This window comes from Gimesia panareensis (assembly GCF_007748155.1).
Lineage (GTDB): Bacteria > Planctomycetota > Planctomycetia > Planctomycetales > Planctomycetaceae > Gimesia > Gimesia panareensis.
In genome coordinates this window covers 984,313-1,004,081 of sequence record NZ_CP037421.1, presented here as the reverse complement: position 1 = coordinate 1,004,081, position 19,769 = coordinate 984,313, and the positions used below count along the sequence as shown (strand labels likewise).

Sequence of the window (19,769 nt, the reverse complement as noted above, 5' to 3'; positions counted from 1 at the left end):
TGAATGCCAATCCAGGACCTGCCTCCCGAATTTGAAGCGTTACTGAACCGACTGTTAGACAGTCCGGACGAAGAGATTTCACAATCCGAGTTCGACCAGGTCCAGGCTTATCTTTCGACCAATCCCGAGGCGATGCAGTACTACTTTGATTACCTGGACATCAACCTGGGACTGCAGAGTGATCTGAAGGCACGCCTGGAGGCGCTGGAACAGACATTCAAGGAGCAAAACGCACCACAACCGCAGGCCTCCCCGCAGCCGGTCGTCGTCAGGCGGACGGCGTTTCTGCGTTATTCTGTCGTTGCCAGCTGCTCGCTGCTGATGGGGCTGCTGCTGGCCTGGATCACCGCGGGTTATTTTCTCGGGAACCGGAGACCCGATCCGCAGTCCGGGAACGAGGATCGAAATTATGTAGCCACACTCACGCGTTCTACGGATTGCGTCTGGGGCAGCGAGTCTCCACCTGAATTCTCCGGACAGAGGCTGATGTCGGAGGATCTGGTGCTGGAACAGGGGGTCGCTGAATTTCGCTTTGATACGGGCGTGCGTCTGATTATCGAGGGACCGACCGAAATCAACCTGGAAACGTCCAGCCGCGCGAAACTGAATTACGGCAAGATCGTTCTGCACGGCTATGAACCGGCGCCGGAATTTTCGCTGATTACCCCCCTGCTTACCTTTCATGATATTGGCACCGAATACGGTGCGCGGATTCATCGGGACGGTGAAGTCGATCTACACGTGTTTGCAGGTGCCGTGCGGGTCGACCCCAATCAGAAGAATGGCCCGTTTTCAGAATCGGTGATCATCAAAGAAGGCCAGGCCCGGCATCTTGACGACAGGAAAATCGAAGACATTCAATTGGAACCGGAACTCTTCAAAAGAGAAGTTCCGGGAGCCCCACAGAATTTACAGGCGCAGCGACAGGAACTGTGGGCCTATGACGGTTTTCATCCCCCGGAGATTCTTGATCCCGAGCAAACATCCCCATGGCAGAATACCGGAATCGGCTGGGTGAATCCCTGGCGGACCCCGAAAGTCGGCGGTAGAGAGACCCAGACATTCAGTCATCCCAGTGAATCACTGGCCAGAACCGAAGCGGCCCCCAGCCAGCTGGGACTGCTCGAACTCCGCGGAGAAATTTCTTTCTTTCGGAAATTGAAGCAACCAGTTCGCATGGATGTCAACGCGATCTATTACGTCAGTTTCTACATGCAGAAAGTCAAAACGGATGATCAAGGTCAATCTTACCAGTATGGAAATTTCGCCCTGCTCTCTTCTGTCCATCAGAAAGATCCCCCCAAAATCCGCATGGGGATGAGCATGAACAACTACGCGATCCTGCAGGCGGGTCCGCAGATCGTAGAAAGAGCGCCCCCCCTGCAAAGCGGGGAGACGTATCTGTTCGTCACGAAAATTGTCGCCAGTGAAAAAGCGGCGGACCAGGTCTTCATGCGTGCGTTTGCGGAAGCAGAACCCATTCCAGATCAGGAACCACTTGTCTGGACCTGCGTCACGTCTCCCTACCAGGACTCAAACGTGTTTGACGTGGTTCGTCTCCATGCAGGTAAAAAGAGTGCGTATCTGTTCGATGAAGTGCGGATCGGCAGTACCTGGTCGTCGGTCGTCGATCCCGACCTGCCCCGACTGGTGCTCGAACAAAAATAAACGGGCAATCAGTCTTGAGGCTGAGCACTTCAGGTGCGACCTGGCCAGAGTAGTGACTTGTGGACAGATTCTATATTTGATCCGGGGCCTGATTTCATTTGAGCAGAATGGAGCTCAGCAGGCGGAAGGTTTTTCGCTCCTGGCAGCCGGTCCTTTGGGAATCATCTTCCCTGATCAGTCAGCTTGCGAAGTTTTCGTTCCAACAGTTCCTTCTCGTGCGGAACAACTGCTTTGGATAATGCTATCAAGCAGGCGTCGATCGCCGCCTGTGTGTTTCCTTCCAATTCATAAATGTGAGAGAACGCACAGTCCAGGAGGAAATAGTTCTGCATCTCCTCACAACTTTGCAGCGACTGTAATTGTGACAACGCCTCGCCTGTCTCGCCTGCCTGCCCTAAAGCGATAGCTCGGTTCAATGTATAAACGGGCGATTCCCGCAGTTGCAAGAGTCGACTGTAAAGGAGCACGATCGTCTGCCAATCCGTCTCTGCGAGACTGGGAGAGACACAGTGCTGCATAGCGATTGCAGCTTCAAGATGGAACGTCGTGGGTTGATCTGATTTCGACTGCGCCAGCCAGGATTGAGCGCTGACGATCAGGCACCGGTCCCACTGTGTGCGATTCTGGTCTTCCAGTAATACGATAGCCCCGTGCTCATCAGTTCTCGCATCAAAGCGGGCTGCGTGAAACAACATCAGAGCCAGCAAAGCCCTGGTTGCGGGCAATGAGCAGGTACTTTCACAAAGCAGATGACACAATCGCGCGGCTTCTTCACAAATGTCTGCACGGATCGGCTCGGTGCCGTGCGAGGTGCTATAACCTTCATTAAACATCAGATAGAGTACATCATGGACGACATCCAGCCGTTGCGTCAGTTGACTGGGGTCAGGGAGTTCGAGCGATACATTTGCAGTTGCCAGAGAATTTTTCGCACGTTGAATGCGTTTCTTCACGGTTTCTTCAGGAAGCATCAGCCCACGAGCGATCTCAGAAATGCCAAATCCGCAAAGTGTTTTCAACGTCAGGGCAATCTGCGTTTTTCGCTCGAGTGAAGGATGACAGCAGACGAAGATCATCCGCAGTAAGCTGTCAGGTAATTGTTCTTCCTCCAGCCATTGATCGACAACTGATTCTTCACCCTCGATCGATTGCCCGGACAAGGCGATGGCTTTTTCGTGTATTTTTTCACGACGCAGCGCATCCAGAATCCGGTTTTTTGCAACACGGTGAATCCAGGCAGCAGGTTTTTCCGGAACGCCGCTCTGTTTCCAGGCATGCATGGCCTCCAGCATCGCCACTTGAACCATATCTTCGACCAGGTCAATGCGGCGAATACCAAAGGCACGAGTCAGCACTGCAACCAGATTTGCTGACTCGTGCCGAAAGAAGTGTTCGACCAGCTGGTTTTCCGGCTGCTTCATTCGTTTTGCATTCCGAGATTGGGCAGCTCACGCACTTCGACAGTGCCCCCTGATTGAGGCATGGGAGAGCTTTTGGCGAGTTCAATCGCAGCAGCCAGGTCAGAGGCTTCCACCATGGAATAGCCGCCGACAAGCTCTTTCGATTCCGTAAACGGCCCATCGAACACAGACAGATCCGGGTTCACAATCGCCCCCTCCGGTTTCAAAGCAGCACCACCATCCAGCATCCATCCGGCTTCGATACCTGCATGTATCCAATCCATCCACCTCTGCATGACCTGTTGCATCTCTTCAGGCGAGGTATGCTCCATTCCCTCATGACCACCGCGATAAACGAACATGTATTTTGGCATTTTTTACTCCCGAAATTAAAACGTGTATGGCCTGGCGTCAGAAATCAATTCAGTAGATCATTGACTCAGATTAGCAAATTCGCGGACTTCAATTTTTCCGCCCCCTGCTAACTGCATGGTTTGTTTTGCCAGTTCGCACGCTTCAGCCAGATCAGAGGCTTCAACAATAGAATACCCCCCAACAAGCTCCTTTGACTCGACGAACGGACCATCGTTGACCGTTAAATCGGGTTGGACCACCGCTCCGGCACCGCTGAGAGGACTGCCGGGATCCAGCAACCAGCCTGCTTCAGTTCCATTCTTGACCCAATCCATCCAGGCCTGCATACCGGCTTGCATCTGTTCGGGTGTCATTTCCGGGGGCTTCTGATCGCAGCTACCACGCTGCAGGAACATAAACTTAGGCATTGAATAATCCTTTCCTGGAATGGTGAAATGCACTCAAGCGAATTGATCGTACATCATGATGACGAACGGTCGACAGACCAGGGGACAAAATTTTCGAGGAATTTTATTTCGTAAGCGCAAAGCATTACCCATAAACGCTTTGCCATAAATCAGATGTCAGCATCGGCGAACCTAGTGCCCTGTTGACTGTAAACGATGTCCGATTTTTCATACGTGGTGATCCTGGAAAAGAATCTTTTGAATACGGGGCAAAATTAGATTAACTTAGCATAGTGGGCGGAAACAGGAGGCCACCCCTGTCAGTGTCTGTTTTCAGGAACCTATTAACTCGTCAGCAGTGCCGTGATCTGTTTTAGCTGGTCAAGGAAAGAGGACACCATGTCTTTGCGAATACTTCTGAGGACCACTTTCACACTGGTGACGATCCTGTTGCTGTCTGTGAGGGCTGACGCCCAGTCGCGGAGCCTGCCTGCCGAGCCGGTTGCGATGGGAACTGAGTCCCAATTCGTGTTCGACGGCTTTATTGTCGACAATCATTTTGCATTGAAATACAAACAGCAGGCAGTGGAGCGGGAATTTCATCCGCCGCGGAAGCATGCCCGCAATCCGCTGATTGCCGGTGAGGGTGGCTATGTCACGGTGCGACGTCATCCTGAGACCGGTCTGTTTCAGATGTGGTATCAGACGCATACACCCCGGCTGAATGCGGACGGCAAACATGTGGGTTCCAACTATGCGATTGCTTATGCCGAGTCTAAAGATGGTCTCGACTGGAAGCGCCCGCAGTTGGGGCTCTTCGAGTGGAAGGGAACGAAACAGAACAACATCGTCTGGAAAGGGATCACGGACCAGCGGGCGAGCGGGCAATGCCTGATCGAGGCACCAGAGGCTGATCGCAGAGGGTATCGCTATCTCATGTCTTATCATACCGGAGGCGTGAAAAAAGGGATGAACGGCATTCGCGTGGTCGGGTCGCAGGATGGCATTCACTGGGACAAGTCGAGCGACACCCTCCTCGCGGAACTGCACAGCGATACCTTGAACAGCATTGTGTATGACCCGGTGGAGAAGCAATACGTCATGTACTGCCGGGCCAAACATATTTATCGTACGTTTCGCGGCGACATCCTCGATACCGGAGCCTCACGTCGTGTGGCCCGCATGACGGGGCCTTCGCTCTGGGAAAAATGGACGAGCCAGCCACAGAACATGCTGATTCCGGACGAGCTGGACAGTGCGAAGCAGTTCAACTTTTTCTATGGCATGCCCGTGCGTTATCACGCCGGTATCTTCTGGGGCAGCTTGTGGCCATTCAAGATGAATACCGACGTGGTGACCGAACTCGCCTTCAGCAGGGATGGCATCCAGTTCGAGCGGCTCAGTGCGCGACCCCGGCTACTGGACCTGGGTGAAGAGGGCGCGTGGGACGACGGCATGGTGTTCGGTAACAACTGGGTCGAGGTGGGGGATGAATGGTGGTTTTATTACTCCGGCTTTGACGGCCCGCACGGCGATCCGACTGCCCGACAGCCGGGCATCGGCGTGGCGACGATCAAAAAAGAGCGATTGATTTCGCTGCGCGGTCCGCGCAGCGGGGGTGTAGTGATCACGCGACAGATTCAATGGCCGGGCGGCAAGCTGTTGATGAACGCGGATGCGAGCGAAGGCGAAATCAAGGTCCGTGTGTCAGATGCCCGGCGACGCGTGCTGGAAGGCTTTGATTATGACGACTGCGTTCCCCTGGACTCCGACAGCGTGCGGCACACTGTTCGCTGGAAGGAGAAGTCGATCGAATCACTCGCCGGCCAGACGATCCGACTGGAAATCTTTCTGCAGGACGCCGACCTGTTTACGTTTCGTGCGGGGGAAACGGCCCCTTAGAGTTACTGAAATACTTTTCCGTCAGATGCTTTCGATATCACCGGTGAACTCTGCCGGGTTCTCGAAGCACTCCTGGTAACCTTGGAAGTTGTCAGCAATTGAGTCGGCCATTTCCTGAACGACTTTCAGTGTATCACCGTAGTCGTTCTCGGTTTCGATGAGGAAGTACTCGATGAAGAACTTCAGGGTCCGGCCCAGTTGAATTTCGAAGCCTTTCGGCGGGAGTGCCATGGGCCGCATCTGGATTTCGCGACCGCTGCGTCCCCAGTCCCGCACCCACCAGGCCAGGAATTCGAGGCTGAGCCAGGCGCCGGGAGAACGATCGAAAATCACTTCGGTCTGGATCAGCACTTCATCTTCGCGCCCCCCCTGCGTGCGGATCAGGGCGGCCTGGGGCAGACTGCCGAAATCGCCCGGGAGTGAGAGCATATCGACGTCGATCTCATCCAGGGGCTGGGGCGTGCAGAAACAGCCGGCCACCCCGGGCAGGGCCGAGACGGCGTCTATCAGATTCTGAACTTGTGGGGGCAGATCCATGGTACTCTCCTTTTGATGCCAGACCGGAAACAGTCGAGATGGGCAGGATACAGATTGAGAATACCCTCCCTGGTTCCCGTGTCAATACACTCTGTTGCGAGAGACGGTTTCTTTGAGCCGATGATGAATGTGGCATGAAGTTTTCTCGCCTCGTGATTCTCCTGCTTTTCCCCTGCCCCGGGAGGCGTATAATTACCGCTGTGCAGGACTGGTCGTTGATTGATTATGCAGTTGGGGAGATGATTTGATGAAATGGTCTGCGTTTGTGAGTGGTCTGGCTGTCGTGCTGGGGAGTTTCAGTGGTGCGCTGGCCGCGAAGCCCGAAGGGAAGCACCTGGTTCAGTTCGGCAAGATGCACGAGGTGATCGGCCAGCAACAGCACCAGGGGCGTGTCAAATTCACAGCATTGGTGAAAAAGCCTCACTTTTATGGCGTCGGGGCACTGGAATCGCTGGGAGGCGAAGCGACGATCTTTGACGGCCAGGTCACGCTCACACAGGTGCAATCGGATGGCAAACTCAGCCCGGTCAAGCTGACTCCCCAAACCCAGGCGGCCCTGCTGGTGGGTGCGTATGTGAAGGACTGGTCGAAACATCCGCTGACGAAGGCGGTCTCCTCAGATGGTCTCAACACGCTGATTGAGCAGGACGCGCGGCAGGCGGGGCTGAACGTGAAGGAGCCGTTCCTGTTCGTGATCGAAGGTGATTTTCAAAATGTCCAGTTGCATGTGATCAACGGCGCCTGTCCCATCCGGGCCCGGATGCGGAAAGAGGTGCTCCCGCCTGACAAGAAGCCTTATGAAGCGGATCTGCCTAAAATCAGCGGCAAGCTGGTCGGGGTGTTCGCCAAAGACGCCGTCGGCAATATCACTCACCCGGACACATCGGTGCACGTGCATCTGCTGTTTAAGGATCCCCAAACCGGGGCGCTGCGCACGGGGCACGTGGAGCAGTTAACGGTTGCACCAGGCGCGACATTGCTGTTGCCTGAACAGTAAAAATTGACGAGACTGGGGGAAACTGAAATCGGGCGGGATGTCCCTTGTCCCGCCTGAGTCCGATTGATTTACTTTGCCTGAAATGTCGCAGCATGGATTCCCCCTTCTCCGTTGATCAGAGGCGTTACCTTCCGTGGTCTGAATATCGCAAGCTCGAACGGGAGATCGCGCAGGAATCACTGATTGGCAGAAGTGACCTGTCATCAGAGAAAATCAACAGCCGGATCCGGGAGTTGATCGGTTTCGAGAAACGGTACGGCATTGTTTACCTGGGCGAACGACAGTGGCTGGAACGCTGTGCGGCCAATTCCCGCATGAGCTATCCGGTCTGGGTCCTGTATCAACTGAATTCTCTGCTTGACAAGGGTCTGTCAGAATCGACCGAAGCGATGCCTGGCGGCGGCTGGCAGGGATACACGGAGGATCTGTCTCTCTTCTGGCGGCCGCCGGAGTTGGCCGATGCGTGGATTCGGATGGAAGACATTGACCTCACACTACCAGGGAATGATTCTGGCGTCGATGATGACGGGCTGTGCGAAGCTTTTCGCATTCTGCACAACCTGGCTTACTACCTGCATAACGTCCCCCACCAGGATTCACGTCCGGTCTCGCTGCATGGGATTACGGTCGAACGCGAACCGCAGCACTGGACGGCGGATGTGATCAGCGAGTATGGCAGTGTGTGGTCGGTGGAATTTTTCGGGGATGAGGTGCGGCAAACCGGTTGAGTCGTTTCCTATGCCCGGATGGCTTCGATCATGATGGCCGGGGGCTGGTTGATCATGTCGGCCCAGAAATCTGCCTCAGCGGCTGCTTCCGGGGAGAGACTGAGCGGATGAAAGACAATGTCGCAGAAGCCGGCGGCCTTCAGGGCGGACGCATACGCTTCCTCGGGGAGGTAGTAGTTATCGACTTCGATCCGGGAGCCATCTTTCAGACGGCCCGTCCAGCGGATCAAGGCGCCTTCGCGTGCCTGCTCTTCGAGATGAATCTGGAAGCCGTACTTCTGGAAATCAAACTCCTCGAAGAAATAGAGCTGCGGATTCGTGGTCAGCGTGACGAGTCGTCCCCCGGGCCTGAGCTGACGTGCGAGGCCGCGACACATGGCGGCCAGTTCCTCCCGGTCGTGGGCATAGACGAGTAACCAGGCGGCGACCGCGAGATCATTGTCGAGCCGGGGGCCCTCTGCCCGCACGTCTTCGACAAGGTAGTCGATGCCCAGCGGTTCGGCCTGTTCCCGCTCGGTGGCCAGTTTGATCATCTCCCGGGAGACATCGGTGCCGATAATTGACGCAGGGCCCTGCTGCCTGAGTTTGCGGGTGAAGAAGCCTTCGCCGCAGGCGAGGTCGACAACCTTCAGGCCGGCCACGGGGCCGATGAGTTGGAGCATCGAATACTCTTCGACCAGCGACCGCCAGGGACGTCCTTTGACTTCGCGGTACTGCTCGGCGATTTTGTTATAGTCCGTGGTCATGGACGGGGCTCACTCCGATACGAGACGTTCCGAAACTGGTAGGATCTTCAGAAGAGCAGGCCTGTTTTGCTGAATCAGGCAGACGATTCACTTAACCACCTCGGGTCTCACTCTCAAAACAGCGATTTGGCTGGTCGCATCAGGACACGTTGATGGGAATCGCATGAAATCAGTCGGTCTCTGATATTCTTCAAAATGAGGCCAACCCCTCCACATTTCACTTAAAAACGTGCCCTATATTATCAATATCGGTGTCACACGAATCTCATTTCAACCCTCATCAAATCTTCTGACAATTTTAAGTGAGGCTGCTAATGATGACAACTAAGAACAACCAGAGACCGCTCAGCAAACTGGATGATTATCGAGTGCTGCTGGTCGAAGATGATCCGGACAGCCAGCGACAGATTACACATTACCTGGAGCAGGCCGGCGCCAATGTGTTCGTCGTCGACAACGGACAGGCAGCAATCAATATGGCTTTAGAAGCGACACAGAATGGATTTCAATTCGAGATCATCCTGATGGATATTGAGATGCCTGGTCTGACTGGATTTGAAGCCGCGTCGCAATTGAGGAGTGAAGGCTATAAGGGGAATATCATCGCGTTTACCGCGTATGAAGAGAAATACTGTCGCGAGCAGAGCCTCCGTGCCGGGTGTGATGAATTTATTTCCAAACTCGCCAATAGAGAAACGATACTGGAAGTGATTCGAAATCATTCATTCCAGCAGTATCTGAAACAACGCATGAACCGGGTGGCAAAAACATTTTTCAACCTGGACTGACGCGTTCCTGCTCCATTCAATTAAAGTGACGACTCCTCATACGTGTTTACGGTCTCTTCCATACCGATAACGATTCATACCAGAGCGTTCAATACAGGCGTTTTTTTGACCTGTCAGGGAGTAACATGAGAATAATCGGCCCCAGCCACCAGAGTAAGATAATGTAGATCAATCCAGAATCAGCCATGCCCGGAATTCCCTCGTTGACTTCCAGTCTCGTAAGAAAATATGCGATGACGACAAACAGGATGAAGAGAAACGCCCCGAAGCCACCCGAGTAACCCTTATCATTTGCGATAAAGACTGAACCGATCAGAAAGCCCAGGAATAACAGTGCACCAGAGCCCATGAATAACAACATCAGAAGCGCCATGAAAGGACGTGCTTGAGCAGGGGGCATGAGAAGCCCGGGAGCGTTTACGATAAGAAACTGGGCCAGAGAAATCAGCAGAATCCAATAGCCTTTCCCTAACTTGAACTGCGATACTTTGACCTTATTCCTGGATTTCTGGTTTCGTGAAAGTGAATATCCAGTCGCATTGTGGAAAATCGTTTCCTTCAGTGCAGCACCGTCTAATTCGGCATTGCTTAAGTCAGCTCCACTCAGATCTGCATTAATTAAACTGGCCTCACTCAGATCCGCATAACGTAAATCAGCTTTGATCAGTTTTGCGTTCTCCAGGTTGGCCTGACTCAGGTTTATTTTTCGGAAAATACCTTTATTCAGATTCGCTCCGCTTAAATCAGCACCACTGAGGTCTGCACCACATAAATCGCTTTTGATCAAGATGGCACCGCTTAAATCGGCTCCACTCAAATCGATCTCACCGAATTCGACGCCGCTCAACTCCAGCGTTACCCCCCTGTTGGCCGAACGCCATTCCGCAATCGCATCCTTACCCTGCCTGACTAACTCAACATGTTTTCGGACCGCCATGACGTATTCTCCCCGGGTGTAATTGAACGCCTGCTACGTATCCCATTATGGTGACGCCGACCGAGACATGCAAACAGGTGCACTGGAGAATTGGGGGCTCATTTCGGTTTAAAGTGACAATTCCTGAAACCCGTCCAGGGGCACTTCCACACCGACGCCGAACGGGGCGGCGTTGAGGGAGGTCAGATTCAGTTCGCCGTTGGTGATGTTGACGCGGGCGAAGCCGTTATCCATCTCCGTGTAGAGGTCACCGTGCTGCTGGAGCATCAGTTGGCTGATTTGTTTGGGGAACGGGGTCAGACCATTGAAATAGTGGTGGCCGTTGCGTTCGACGGAGGTGTTGCCCAGGGCCGCCTGGGCGGCGAGGTCCTGCAGCAGGGCGACCGGGCCGATATTCACCAGGTCTTCGCCGCTCATCTGGTAGCGGTTTGTGTTTTCGGTGGCGTTGCGGTGGTTGATCAGGCAACGATGGGCGGTCGCCTTCAGGATGCCTTTGCAGTTCTTGTGGCTCGTCCCCGCGTAGCCGAGCTGGAGTGCCTGTTCGAGTGCGCTGAGTTCGGCGTCGGATTCATCGATAATCACCGGCGGCCCGTTTTCCCAGTCGGCAATGTGCGCGATGGCAGGGTCGAGGGCCACGCTGCGATGCAGGGGCTGCTCGATAAAGATCAGATTTTCGAAGAAGGCCGACAGTGCCCCGTCGGCCTGAATGCCGTCCCAGAGTTCGACGAAGCGAGGGAACTCGCGGTACTGCTCGTTGCCGTCCAGGGTGAAGGCGTACTTGTCGCCGCAATGCACTGTGATGACCTGTGCGACGGCGCGGAGCCGATCCAGATCGCGGTCGACATCTCCCTGGGCCTTGAGTTTGAAGTGCCGCAGTCCGTAGGCGCGGATGCAGTCTTCGAGCGTTTGCGGCAGGCCGTCGTCGATGCGGTTTTCGGGGGTGAGGTCGGCAGCAGTCAGGGGATCTGAGAGGCCGACCGTGTGGCGGGCGATGATTTTCGTCAGCGGCTGTGCGGGGAGGAACTCACCCGGCGTGCGTCCCGCCAGTTCGGGATGAATGGCGGCCAGATCGAGGCCGACGCGGTTCTCCCGCAGCAGCGTGGCCAGGTTGCACTGTTCGGCCCGGGCGAGTGCGTCGAGCAGAGTGCGTTCGACCATCGTGACGCCGAACTGGGCCAACAACGAGGGGAAGCCCTGCTCCGCGGCCCAGGCGACCTGTGACTGGTAGACCTGTCGCCAGAAGTCAAACGCGGGCGCGGGTACCGCCTGGCGGGCGAACGCGACGGCCTGCCGGATGACCTGCAGCATTTCGTCGATTTCCTGGTCGGCCTGTTTTTCGGGCGACTTGTCGAACCAGCGGGGCAGCAGTCCCTCGGCGGCGATGCCGGTGACGACCTGCCCGCCGATTTCATAGCGGCACTGCAGGAAGACGTGCGGAGCTGCTGTCATGACGGCGATGCCGAACCGAAAGGGCATGCGGGTCTGGGTGTCCGTGCGATGGAGTGTGGCGTCGAGGAGTTTGAGTTCGGGAAGCATGGGTGCGTTTTCGTTGTGGTTGCGGTGAGCGTTGTAAGTTCTTTGCTGCATTATGATTGATTTGCGGGGAAATGTGAAATGCAGGGAGGCTCAGTCAGGACTTACGGCTCTGAGCCGAAGCTTGTTCAAATGATATTGTCGTGTTTTGCAGGCGTTGATACTATTTCTCCCCCCATCTTTACACATGACACGTCAAGGAGGTTCGCGCATGACTTTTTTAAGAAGCCTGTCTGTTTGTTTGACTTTGGGTTTTCTGTTCGCCTCACCCGCCACACTGCTGTCCGCTGACAATGAGCTCAGCAGCTTAGAGGGGAACTGGTCGCTTTCATCCATGACCAAACATGGAGGAAAGGTATCGATTGCTCAGAAACTGTTGGGCCAGACGAAGGTCTCCATCGACGATAATGAACTGAGGATGAATAAGTACTGGCAGCTTCTCCCCAGAAACTACAATCCGAAGACTAAAACGGCGGAAGGATACTTAGACGGTCATCCCGGTCACCGATATTCCATCGTGCTCCATCCTGAGGAAAATCCAAAACAAATCGATTTGCAGATCACCGGCATCCTTCCCCAGTCAGAAGAAGACGAACTCTCACCAGCCGAGCGTGATTTGTTGCGAAACAATCAGGTACGTCATGCAGGAATCTATTCCCTGGACGGTGACAAGCTGACGATCTGCTTCGATGAGTACTCAGTCAATCATAAGGCCAGCCGCCCGACGAATTTCTCAGGTAAGGAATCGGAAGATCACGTACTGATGGTCTTGAAACGCAAACCTGAGTAGCAGGCGGTGTACGTTTACCTTAAGACAAAAAAAGGCAGGTCAACCATAAAAAGCCCTGCCGCTTTTTGCATACTCTTCCGAGAGCCGCTGTGAGTTCGCTGGTGCATTATGATTGATTTGCGGGGAAATGAGGGAGGATGGGTTCGGTCGCTACGGTCCAAATAGAGATGTTTTTACTTCTGGATTTCCTTTTGTTTTTTGGTGTAAAATAAAAGGATGAATCAGAAACGCTCCTTCTATATTTCGATCCCGGAATTTGCCCTGGGTCTGTTCATTTTGACTTGCCTGACTTCATTTCTCTTTCCTGGGTTGAATCAGGCCCTTTATGAAGGTGGTACAGAAGCAAATATCATTTTCCCTGACTTCACGCCCTATAATCCGACCAACGACTGGCCCCGGTGGAAACAAATGGTCTTTATCCCTTTCTCCGGTTTGATCGTCGCCATTGCCGGTGCCCTTTGCCTCGATATCTTCCGTAGCCTGCTGCCGGAAAAACTCAAACGGTATCTCTCCTGGAAGATTCCGAAGTTTGATGATTGAACCAGCAGGTAAATTCATGCGAACAGAGAAATTTGAGATTCGGCTGCATGAGCTATTGTTTTCTGATGAGGGAAAATCTCTTGTTTTAGATGCGACCCTGACCGTCGGCAACCATTCCCTGCGTTGGAGCAATCCCCCCATTGTTCCAATACGTCTTGCACGTTTTTTACTTGATACCTTAGATTCCTATTCATGGGACAAACCATATAACGAACATGATCTATCAACTGATGGCAAGCCTTTAACTGTCAACTGGAAATCGACTGGAGAGATCGGCGCGATCTACTGCCTGTTGCAGACGGAATCGGGTCTTCATCCTCCGGTTCCTGTCTGGCCAGGCCATATTCCAGAAGCGCTTTCGATGTTGCAAAGAAAAATACTGACTCACTGCTGCCTTCATTTCTCCCAACCGGTAACAGCCTTCTGGGCCAAATCCCTGGGTATGAATTCTGACGAACACGCAAAGTTCAAAACAGGAGAACGTGTCAGAACGGTAATCGGCGAGAACGTTAACACAGAACGAACAGGCTGGGTCTGGTCCAGTTGGAACCATCACGAACGGAACTGCACGGTTTACCAATTACTGATAGATAATTCGGTATATCGGAAATGGTATTTTGAGGATGACTTACAGCAATGTTAGAGATCGTTTTCCAGGGACTCTAACGCAGCAGTTCTCTGAAAAGATGCTGGCTTAATTCGGACTACGAACCCCTGGCGCGGATGATCATGTCGATAGATTCTGACAATTCCGGTTCGCCCCAGCCTTCCGTGTCGAGATCGGGAAATTCGCTTAGAATTCGATGGCGCAATGCCTGGCGTCTCTGCATACACAATTCGTCATAGGGATCTGCCTCCTCATCTTCATCGTCATCGTCATCCCAATCCGGCCTGGGAACCAGGAGTGCTGCGTTGATTCTGCCATATTCCAGAATTTGCTCTGCATTGTGCGGGTCCAGTTCCGGTCTTGTGGTCCATTTGAAAATATTGAGGTTCATATCTCCCACAAAGAAAGTTACGTCACCATATTCTCCACCATCCCAGGACCAGACCGGCATCGGACGGGGATGAACCTGCGAAATCAGCTGGATCACCGCAGCGGCATCAAAATGCTGCCAGAGATGTGAGGAAAGATAAAACAACTGCGCGATGCTTCCCCGGGCAGAGTTCAGACAGTTAAAAGCGAGAAACTCAAGCGGGTCAACATCCCGTGTGCGGTTCTCAACCAGTTCAGCGAGTTCCAGGCTGGGCGAAGTCCAGTAGGACTGATTAATCAGGTCTCTGATTTCTTGTGAGATTTCTGGAATCGTCATTGGGGCTCCTTTCAGCCGGATGTCAGATCAGAATCGGGCGGGGAAGAAGAGGCTTCTAATTCGGCTATGAAAGGGATCGTGCTGGTTTCCCAGTCAGGATTGTGATCCATAAATTCCCGCAGTTGAGGTAAATATCGAAAGTCCAGAAAATCAACACATTCGACAAGTTCCTGCTCCGGCACTTCTCGCATGATCAGCTTCGAGAACAGTTCGCTCAACATTTGCTGATACGTGGAGCCGAGCACATCATAATCGTCGGGACCATCTTCCAGGTAATTGCAAATAAAGATTCCCGTCACAGGCAGATAGCCCACGATCGACTCGCCATTGGTCTGCCAGAGAATAACGAGATCGTCCGGCGAGGGAAATCCTTCAGGGTGCATCAGGAAAGCTTCAAAGAATGAAGAGGGATCCTGTAACGTGTAACGCAATTGTGCCGGAACGTCTCCGTCCCAGATTTTCAGTAAATTTTGAGGTAGTCCTACCGCCTCGATTGCATCAACCAGTTGCCGTTTATTTTGAATCATGTGATTTCCAGGCTTTCCCTCAGTCAGGCTCTGTAAACAGACCGCTCGAAATTTCTAATGCTTCATTCTGTTCTATCATACCACCCCGTGATCCGGTCAATTCTGGTTCTGGAGGTAGGTTTTAGTAAAGGAATCGAGCACGCGCGTCAGAGGTTCGTCCAGATGTGCGCGGGCCTGTTCGGCAATCGCTGCGGGAACGCCGCCGTACAGGGCCTCTGCGATCGCACCGGCGATTGAGGCCAGCGTGTCGCAGTCCCCGCCGAGGGAGACGGCGAGCCGAACCGCGTTTTCGAAGTCGGTCGATTCCAGGGCAGCGAGGATCGCCTGGGGGACGGATCCCTGGCAGGATGAATCGAAAGTATAGGTCCAGCGGATGCGTTCGATGGTATCATTCAGATGGTAGTTGAACTGCCCGGAGATAAAGTGAGCAATCTCCTGTTTTGTCGAACCGGTGCGTGCCAGAAAGATGCTGGCGGCCACGGCCTGGGCTCCCTTGATGCCCTCGGGGTGATTGTGCGTCACGGCTGCCGTCTCTCTGGCGTAGTGCAGCACTTCATCCAGCGAAGAGTAGGCCCAGGCAACCGGGCTGACGCGCATCGCAGAACCATTGCCGAAGCTGTTGTAGGGTAATTCATCCTCGCCGAAGGCCCATTCAAGATACGCCTTCCCATACCCGGCGCGGGGATAGGTCTGCGTGTAGGACTTGAGCGTTTCCACCAGGTTGCCGCCGTTGAGCAGGTAATCTGCGACGGCAACCGTCAGCACCGTATCGTCTGTAAAGCGGGCCTTCCGCGCAAACAGCGGTTCAAAGTCAGTATGCCGCTCGAGCATCCACTGTTTCCGCCCTTCGTAAACGGAGCCGATGATGTCACCCGCGATCGCGCCCAGCATGTTTTCTCCGATGATAAGATTAGTATCTCTGAGCTGAAACCGTAATCTTAGAAACAAGCGGCACCTGTCATTCCCGTCCTGCACCGTCCGTGGCTATTTCACAATGAGATAGATGCCCATGCCGAACATCAACAGTCCGCACAGGATGCGTATCCAGCCCATCTGCACGGCTGAGGTGCCTTCGTAGTCGGTCTTGATTCCCAGCAGCTTACCGCCGATTGTTTTTTTGCCTTGAGCCGTCCGATTGACAATATTATGGCGGCCCATCAGGATTAAAACGGTGCCTACTACAAACGGAACGATCGCGTGAAGGGCATCATTGCCGGCTTTCTCTTCCTGGGCCAGGATCAACAGGGACAGTAACTCATGCATCATGGGGATTCCTCATACCGGGTCGATGGTCATGGGTGCGATTAGAGACGCACTGCACTCGCAGCGCAATGCGGTCTCCCTCTTTAATCATTACTGTGCCTGCGTTTACATGAGACTCGAAATCGACTCGGGGAACAACTGTGAAGAGAAAAATAGCGCGGAATTCAGAGTTTTTATTGGAAGCACTTGCAGACTCTCGATTTATTCCGCGGCGGAGACTTTCAACGGGGGTCGGTAGATTCGGAAGGCTTTGACGGGCAGTTTGCCGGTAGTCTGTGGCTTGAGTATCAGGCTGTGGTCGCCGTTTTTGAAGCCCTGGGCGAGGACCGTGGGATATTCTTTGGCAGGGTCCGTGACCGCCGGTGATTGCCAGACGTCTACGAAGAGCGGTCTGGTTTCCCAGGTGACTTGATAATCTTTCGGCAGACTCTGTTTGCGATAACGCAGAGACCAGTTGACCATCCACATCCGGGGTTCGATCACCACGCGACCGGATTTGGAGACAAAACGCTGTTTGTGATCGCCGGTGCCGTCGGGTCCCGTTTTGGAGCCGCTGATTTCATACCGCAGTACATCCTTTTCCAGATCGCATTCGAGGATGCGGGCGGTCCAGGTTTCCACCTGCAGCGGGGCCCGATGATCGATGCGATTGAAGGCCGGGCGTCCCGCGACAGGCGTGGGGCTGGGGCGGGTGTGGTAGTAGAGCGCGGGGAATTGCGAGGGGGATTTCCCATCCAGCAGCACGTCGGCTTTCACTGCATCTCCCGGAGCCGCGATCACGTCGATGCGGTTGCCTTGAAAGTTCAGCGTCAGGGAGCCGTCGTCCTTGTGCTGGACCCGCGGGTCATTCACGGGGACATCGGTGACGAGGTTTTTCCATTTGTCAGCGGGAAAGCTGGGATCGTAGCGCAGATGTTGTTTGACAAACTCGGCGATGAGGAAGTTCCCCAGTTGATTGGGGTGCACCGTGTCGCGGAGAGTGTCTTTCACCACCAGGTTATTTTTTTTCAGATAACCCTGCATACCGGTGCGGACGTCGGCCACTTCACAATTGAGTTCCCGGCCCAGGCGAAAGTAGAGATCGGAAATCGCCTGATCCTGCGCGTCTTTGGCCAGCACGTCGGGATGTTGCGGGTCGCCGTCCGGCGGGACGGTCTTCGGCCACCGCAGGTTACTGGTCCAGAGCAGGACCTCGGCGGTGGTACGCTCACGAATGCGACGGATGATTTTTTCCTGGTGGCCGGTTTCCACCCCGGCCCAGACGTGAAAGATCACCAGATCCGGGTAGAAGGGATAGAGATCAAACTCGGCAGTGTTGATCAGGACCGGTCCGCCATAGCCGCCGATGGCGCGATTTTCGATTTCGAGGTCGGCGTGCGGAAACCGTTTACGGAGGTCATTCGCCACGTCTTCCCACCACGGATTGCGGGTGACGGACTGGCCGTAGAACAGGATGCGGACCCGATTGCGTTTTTCCGGCGTGCTGGTGGCCAGCAGTGTCATGGTCCGCTGAATGTTCGCACCGAAGGTGGCCGGATCGCCGGCAGGTTTCACCGGGTCGAATTTTGCGGTTGGCTGTGCCAACAGGTCAGAACTACAGGCGACCAGGGCCAGAGACAGGATCAACGTGTACCGTAACAGCTGCATCAGAAGGTTCCTCAAGGCGCGTCGATTAACAGGGGTGCAGACAGAGACACACGGAGCGTCGCAACGTGGTTTCTGACTGGGGGAATTATTGTGTCTGTGGTTCTATGAGCATCGAATTCGGTGCAATAAGTGCTGGTAGATGTTTTTCATGCAGGTCACTGCAAGCTACATCAAAATCGTACTTTATTTGAACCCCCTGTCAACAGGGAGCCTCAGCCCCTCGTAAGACGGCAGCAACAGTGTCTGGACAATGTTCATTTCCGACAGGTCGAAATCGTCTCCAGGCGGGTTTTGTGCTTGTTACCCTGGTTTTACCGGGTAACATTGAGAGACAGTTCCTCAATCAGGTGTCATCCCCATTCTGATCGGAAGGCGAAGAACGATGCGCGCTCTCTTCTTAGCTGTTCTCTTACTGTCTTTCCCCATTTCGGCCTTTGGCCAGGCAAAAATGCCCCAGGTGCAGATTGTCTTCTTAACCCCGGCAGACGTCGAGGCTCCGCCTGATGTCTCCAGGCGACTGACACAAGTGGCTGACTACACGGAAGCAATGCTGGTGAAGTGGATGAAAGCATGGGATTACACGCCCAAACGTGAGCATATCTTCCAGCGAAACCCCGATGGCAGCGTGAAGATTTTATTCGTCAAATCGCCTGAGACTCTGGCGAGTGGCAAATTCCCGTTGAAGGACGGCAACCTGTCGCGAAAGGGGAAGCTGCTGGCAATGGAGAAATTTAAAATTCCCAAAACTTTAGACGTCTGGTGGGTCTGGGTTTATGTCGGTGATCCTCCGCTGAAATACAGCAGTTACCTGGGTTCGGGTAACGCGGCAACGGGAGGGTTGTCACAGGTCAACTATACGAATCTGCCGGGGGAAATCTCCCCGGAGGACAAGCTGGCAATACCGCTTCTGAAAGAATTGACTTTGAAGGGCACCATCCACGAATTCGGACATGCACTCGGGCTGCCGCACAATGGGCCACTCATCAAGCGCGATCTCGGGATGCCTTTGATGGGGGCGACCATCGCCAACTATCGCTGTAAACAACGGTCAGAAAACGTAGCGCGTGCCGGTTGAAAACCGTAGCGCTGTCTGTGCAGGATTCGTCCTGATGTGGCTGTTTGGGGACGAATGCGTGGTCTTTTGTTATTTCGTCAGTCGCGGTTGCTTGCTTGAGCTTTTTGTGTGCCGCCGTTTGGCGTCCTGTAACCGGTAACTTTCACCAGTGGTTTCCAGGATATGGCAACGATGGGTGAGCCGGTCGAGTGTGGCCCCCGTCAGCCGTTCGCTGCCCAGGACCTCGGTCCAGTTTTCAAAGGGGAGATTGGTCGTTACGATCAGGCTGAAACGTTCGTAAGCCGTGCTGATCACGTCGAACAGCAACTCGGAGCCGAGTTTACTTGCGGGGACATATCCCAGTTCATCCAGAATCAGCAGATCGAGTTTCGCGAGCTGCTTTTTCAGGCGGGTTAACTCCCGCTGTTCGCGGGCTTCCATTAACTGGGTAATCAGTTCTGTGACCTGGTAAAAGCGGACCCGCTTTCCCTGGCCGCAGGTGGCAATCCCCAGGGCGACTGCCAGGTGCGTCTTGCCGGTGCCGGAATTGCCCACCAGAGGATATTCTCCCGCTGCTCGATAAACTCACCCCGCATCAGTTCGCTGACCAGCAGTTTGTTGAGGCCGGGCTGGACCTG

At 54.1% G+C, this 19,769-nt stretch carries 23 protein-coding genes; 9 read left to right on the top strand and 14 right to left on the bottom strand.

Annotation, left to right across the window (positions count from 1 at the left end; translation table 11 throughout):
* Window positions 1-3: 3 nt before the first annotated feature.
* Window positions 4-1,668 carry a hypothetical protein gene (locus Enr10x_RS03855; protein WP_145448190.1) on the top strand — a complete coding sequence of 555 codons (1,665 nt, stop codon included), beginning with the start codon at window positions 4-6 and terminating at the stop codon, window positions 1,666-1,668.
* Between the two features lie 161 nt (window positions 1,669-1,829).
* Here Enr10x_RS03855 and Enr10x_RS03850 read toward each other — a convergent pair whose 3' ends face one another.
* From Enr10x_RS03850 to Enr10x_RS03840, 3 genes are read right to left on the bottom strand one after another with little or no spacing between them, the layout of a single operon-like run.
* Window positions 1,830-3,089, bottom strand: coding sequence for an RNA polymerase sigma factor (locus tag Enr10x_RS03850; protein WP_145104185.1), 1,260 nt, complete (start codon window positions 3,087-3,089; stop codon window positions 1,830-1,832).
* Window positions 3,086-3,442 carry a YciI family protein gene (locus tag Enr10x_RS03845; protein ID WP_145104183.1) on the bottom strand — a complete coding sequence of 119 codons (357 nt, stop codon included), beginning with the start codon at window positions 3,440-3,442 and terminating at the stop codon, window positions 3,086-3,088. The genes Enr10x_RS03850 and Enr10x_RS03845 overlap by 4 nt, the downstream gene beginning before the upstream one ends.
* A 57-nt stretch (window positions 3,443-3,499) precedes the next feature.
* Complete coding sequence (locus Enr10x_RS03840; RefSeq protein ID WP_145104181.1) at window positions 3,500-3,850, bottom strand: YciI family protein; 351 nt, start codon at window positions 3,848-3,850, stop codon at window positions 3,500-3,502.
* A gap of 378 nt (window positions 3,851-4,228) precedes the next feature.
* Here Enr10x_RS03840 and Enr10x_RS03835 point away from each other — a divergent pair, with 378 nt between their 5' ends.
* Window positions 4,229-5,731 (top strand): hypothetical protein, encoded by a 1,503-nt coding sequence (locus tag Enr10x_RS03835; protein WP_145448189.1) that lies wholly within the window; start codon window positions 4,229-4,231, stop codon window positions 5,729-5,731.
* Between the two features lie 21 nt (window positions 5,732-5,752).
* Here Enr10x_RS03835 and Enr10x_RS03830 read toward each other — a convergent pair whose 3' ends face one another.
* Complete coding sequence (locus tag Enr10x_RS03830) at window positions 5,753-6,268, bottom strand: hypothetical protein (RefSeq protein WP_145104178.1); 516 nt, start codon at window positions 6,266-6,268, stop codon at window positions 5,753-5,755.
* A gap of 247 nt (window positions 6,269-6,515) precedes the next feature.
* Between Enr10x_RS03830 and Enr10x_RS03825 the strand changes: the two genes are divergently transcribed.
* Both Enr10x_RS03825 and Enr10x_RS03820 read left to right on the top strand, forming a co-directional pair.
* Window positions 6,516-7,265 (top strand): acetolactate decarboxylase, encoded by a 750-nt coding sequence (locus Enr10x_RS03825; protein WP_145104176.1) that lies wholly within the window; start codon window positions 6,516-6,518, stop codon window positions 7,263-7,265.
* A 92-nt stretch (window positions 7,266-7,357) separates the two neighbouring features.
* The gene (locus Enr10x_RS03820) at window positions 7,358-7,993 is read left to right on the top strand and encodes a hypothetical protein (protein WP_145104174.1); all 636 of its coding nucleotides are present in this window, start codon (window positions 7,358-7,360) and stop codon (window positions 7,991-7,993) included.
* A gap of 8 nt (window positions 7,994-8,001) precedes the next feature.
* On the opposite strand, the gene Enr10x_RS03815 is transcribed toward Enr10x_RS03820, so the two are convergent.
* Window positions 8,002-8,739 carry a class I SAM-dependent methyltransferase gene (locus tag Enr10x_RS03815; protein WP_145104172.1) on the bottom strand — a complete coding sequence of 246 codons (738 nt, stop codon included), beginning with the start codon at window positions 8,737-8,739 and terminating at the stop codon, window positions 8,002-8,004.
* A 314-nt stretch (window positions 8,740-9,053) separates the two neighbouring features.
* Between Enr10x_RS03815 and Enr10x_RS03810 the strand changes: the two genes are divergently transcribed.
* On the top strand, window positions 9,054-9,527 hold the full coding sequence (locus Enr10x_RS03810) for a response regulator (protein WP_145448188.1): 474 nt from the start codon (window positions 9,054-9,056) through the stop codon (window positions 9,525-9,527).
* An 88-nt stretch (window positions 9,528-9,615) separates the two neighbouring features.
* On the opposite strand, the gene Enr10x_RS03805 is transcribed toward Enr10x_RS03810, so the two are convergent.
* Entirely contained in the window at window positions 9,616-10,464 is an 849-nt protein-coding gene (locus Enr10x_RS03805) for a pentapeptide repeat-containing protein (protein WP_145448187.1), read from the bottom strand.
* 108 nt (window positions 10,465-10,572) lie between these two features.
* Window positions 10,573-12,000 carry an enolase-like domain-containing protein gene (locus Enr10x_RS03800; RefSeq protein ID WP_145104165.1) on the bottom strand — a complete coding sequence of 476 codons (1,428 nt, stop codon included), beginning with the start codon at window positions 11,998-12,000 and terminating at the stop codon, window positions 10,573-10,575.
* Window positions 12,001-12,184: 184 nt separating this feature from the next.
* On the opposite strand from Enr10x_RS03800, the gene Enr10x_RS03795 reads away from it, so the two are divergent.
* The 3 genes from Enr10x_RS03795 (at window position 12,185) to Enr10x_RS03785 (ending at window position 13,970) form a co-directional block, all read left to right on the top strand.
* Window positions 12,185-12,787, top strand: coding sequence for a TIGR03067 domain-containing protein (locus Enr10x_RS03795; RefSeq protein WP_145448186.1), 603 nt, complete (start codon window positions 12,185-12,187; stop codon window positions 12,785-12,787).
* A 216-nt stretch (window positions 12,788-13,003) separates the two neighbouring features.
* A complete protein-coding gene (locus Enr10x_RS03790) occupies window positions 13,004-13,327 on the top strand; it encodes a hypothetical protein (RefSeq protein ID WP_145448185.1) in 324 nt (107 codons plus the stop codon).
* On the top strand, window positions 13,320-13,970 hold the full coding sequence (locus tag Enr10x_RS03785; RefSeq protein WP_145448184.1) for a hypothetical protein: 651 nt from the start codon (window positions 13,320-13,322) through the stop codon (window positions 13,968-13,970). The genes Enr10x_RS03790 and Enr10x_RS03785 overlap by 8 nt, the downstream gene beginning before the upstream one ends.
* A gap of 61 nt (window positions 13,971-14,031) precedes the next feature.
* Here the strand turns inward: Enr10x_RS03785 and Enr10x_RS03780 are convergent, their stop codons facing one another.
* The 5 genes from Enr10x_RS03780 to Enr10x_RS03760 form a co-directional block, all read right to left on the bottom strand.
* Window positions 14,032-14,640 (bottom strand): hypothetical protein, encoded by a 609-nt coding sequence (locus Enr10x_RS03780; protein ID WP_145448183.1) that lies wholly within the window; start codon window positions 14,638-14,640, stop codon window positions 14,032-14,034.
* Between the two features lie 11 nt (window positions 14,641-14,651).
* Complete coding sequence (locus tag Enr10x_RS03775) at window positions 14,652-15,167, bottom strand: hypothetical protein (RefSeq protein ID WP_145448182.1); 516 nt, start codon at window positions 15,165-15,167, stop codon at window positions 14,652-14,654.
* Window positions 15,168-15,263: 96 nt separating this feature from the next.
* Window positions 15,264-16,058, bottom strand: a complete 795-nt coding sequence (locus tag Enr10x_RS03770; protein ID WP_145448181.1) for an ADP-ribosylglycohydrolase family protein — start codon at window positions 16,056-16,058, stop codon at window positions 15,264-15,266.
* Window positions 16,059-16,151: 93 nt separating this feature from the next.
* On the bottom strand, window positions 16,152-16,433 hold the full coding sequence (locus Enr10x_RS03765; RefSeq protein WP_145448180.1) for a hypothetical protein: 282 nt from the start codon (window positions 16,431-16,433) through the stop codon (window positions 16,152-16,154).
* A 198-nt stretch (window positions 16,434-16,631) separates the two neighbouring features.
* Window positions 16,632-18,077, bottom strand: a complete 1,446-nt coding sequence (locus Enr10x_RS03760; protein WP_145448179.1) for an SGNH/GDSL hydrolase family protein — start codon at window positions 18,075-18,077, stop codon at window positions 16,632-16,634.
* A 382-nt stretch (window positions 18,078-18,459) separates the two neighbouring features.
* On the opposite strand from Enr10x_RS03760, the gene Enr10x_RS03755 reads away from it, so the two are divergent.
* Window positions 18,460-19,152 carry a zinc metalloprotease gene (locus tag Enr10x_RS03755; RefSeq protein ID WP_145448178.1) on the top strand — a complete coding sequence of 231 codons (693 nt, stop codon included), beginning with the start codon at window positions 18,460-18,462 and terminating at the stop codon, window positions 19,150-19,152.
* A 69-nt stretch (window positions 19,153-19,221) separates the two neighbouring features.
* On the opposite strand, the gene Enr10x_RS03750 is transcribed toward Enr10x_RS03755, so the two are convergent.
* A complete protein-coding gene (locus Enr10x_RS03750) occupies window positions 19,222-19,638 on the bottom strand; it encodes an ATP-binding protein (protein WP_232093417.1) in 417 nt (138 codons plus the stop codon).
* Window positions 19,584-19,769: hypothetical protein (locus Enr10x_RS30240; protein ID WP_232093224.1), on the bottom strand; the 186-nt coding region annotated here is incomplete at its 5' end. The genes Enr10x_RS03750 and Enr10x_RS30240, both read right to left, overlap by 55 nt.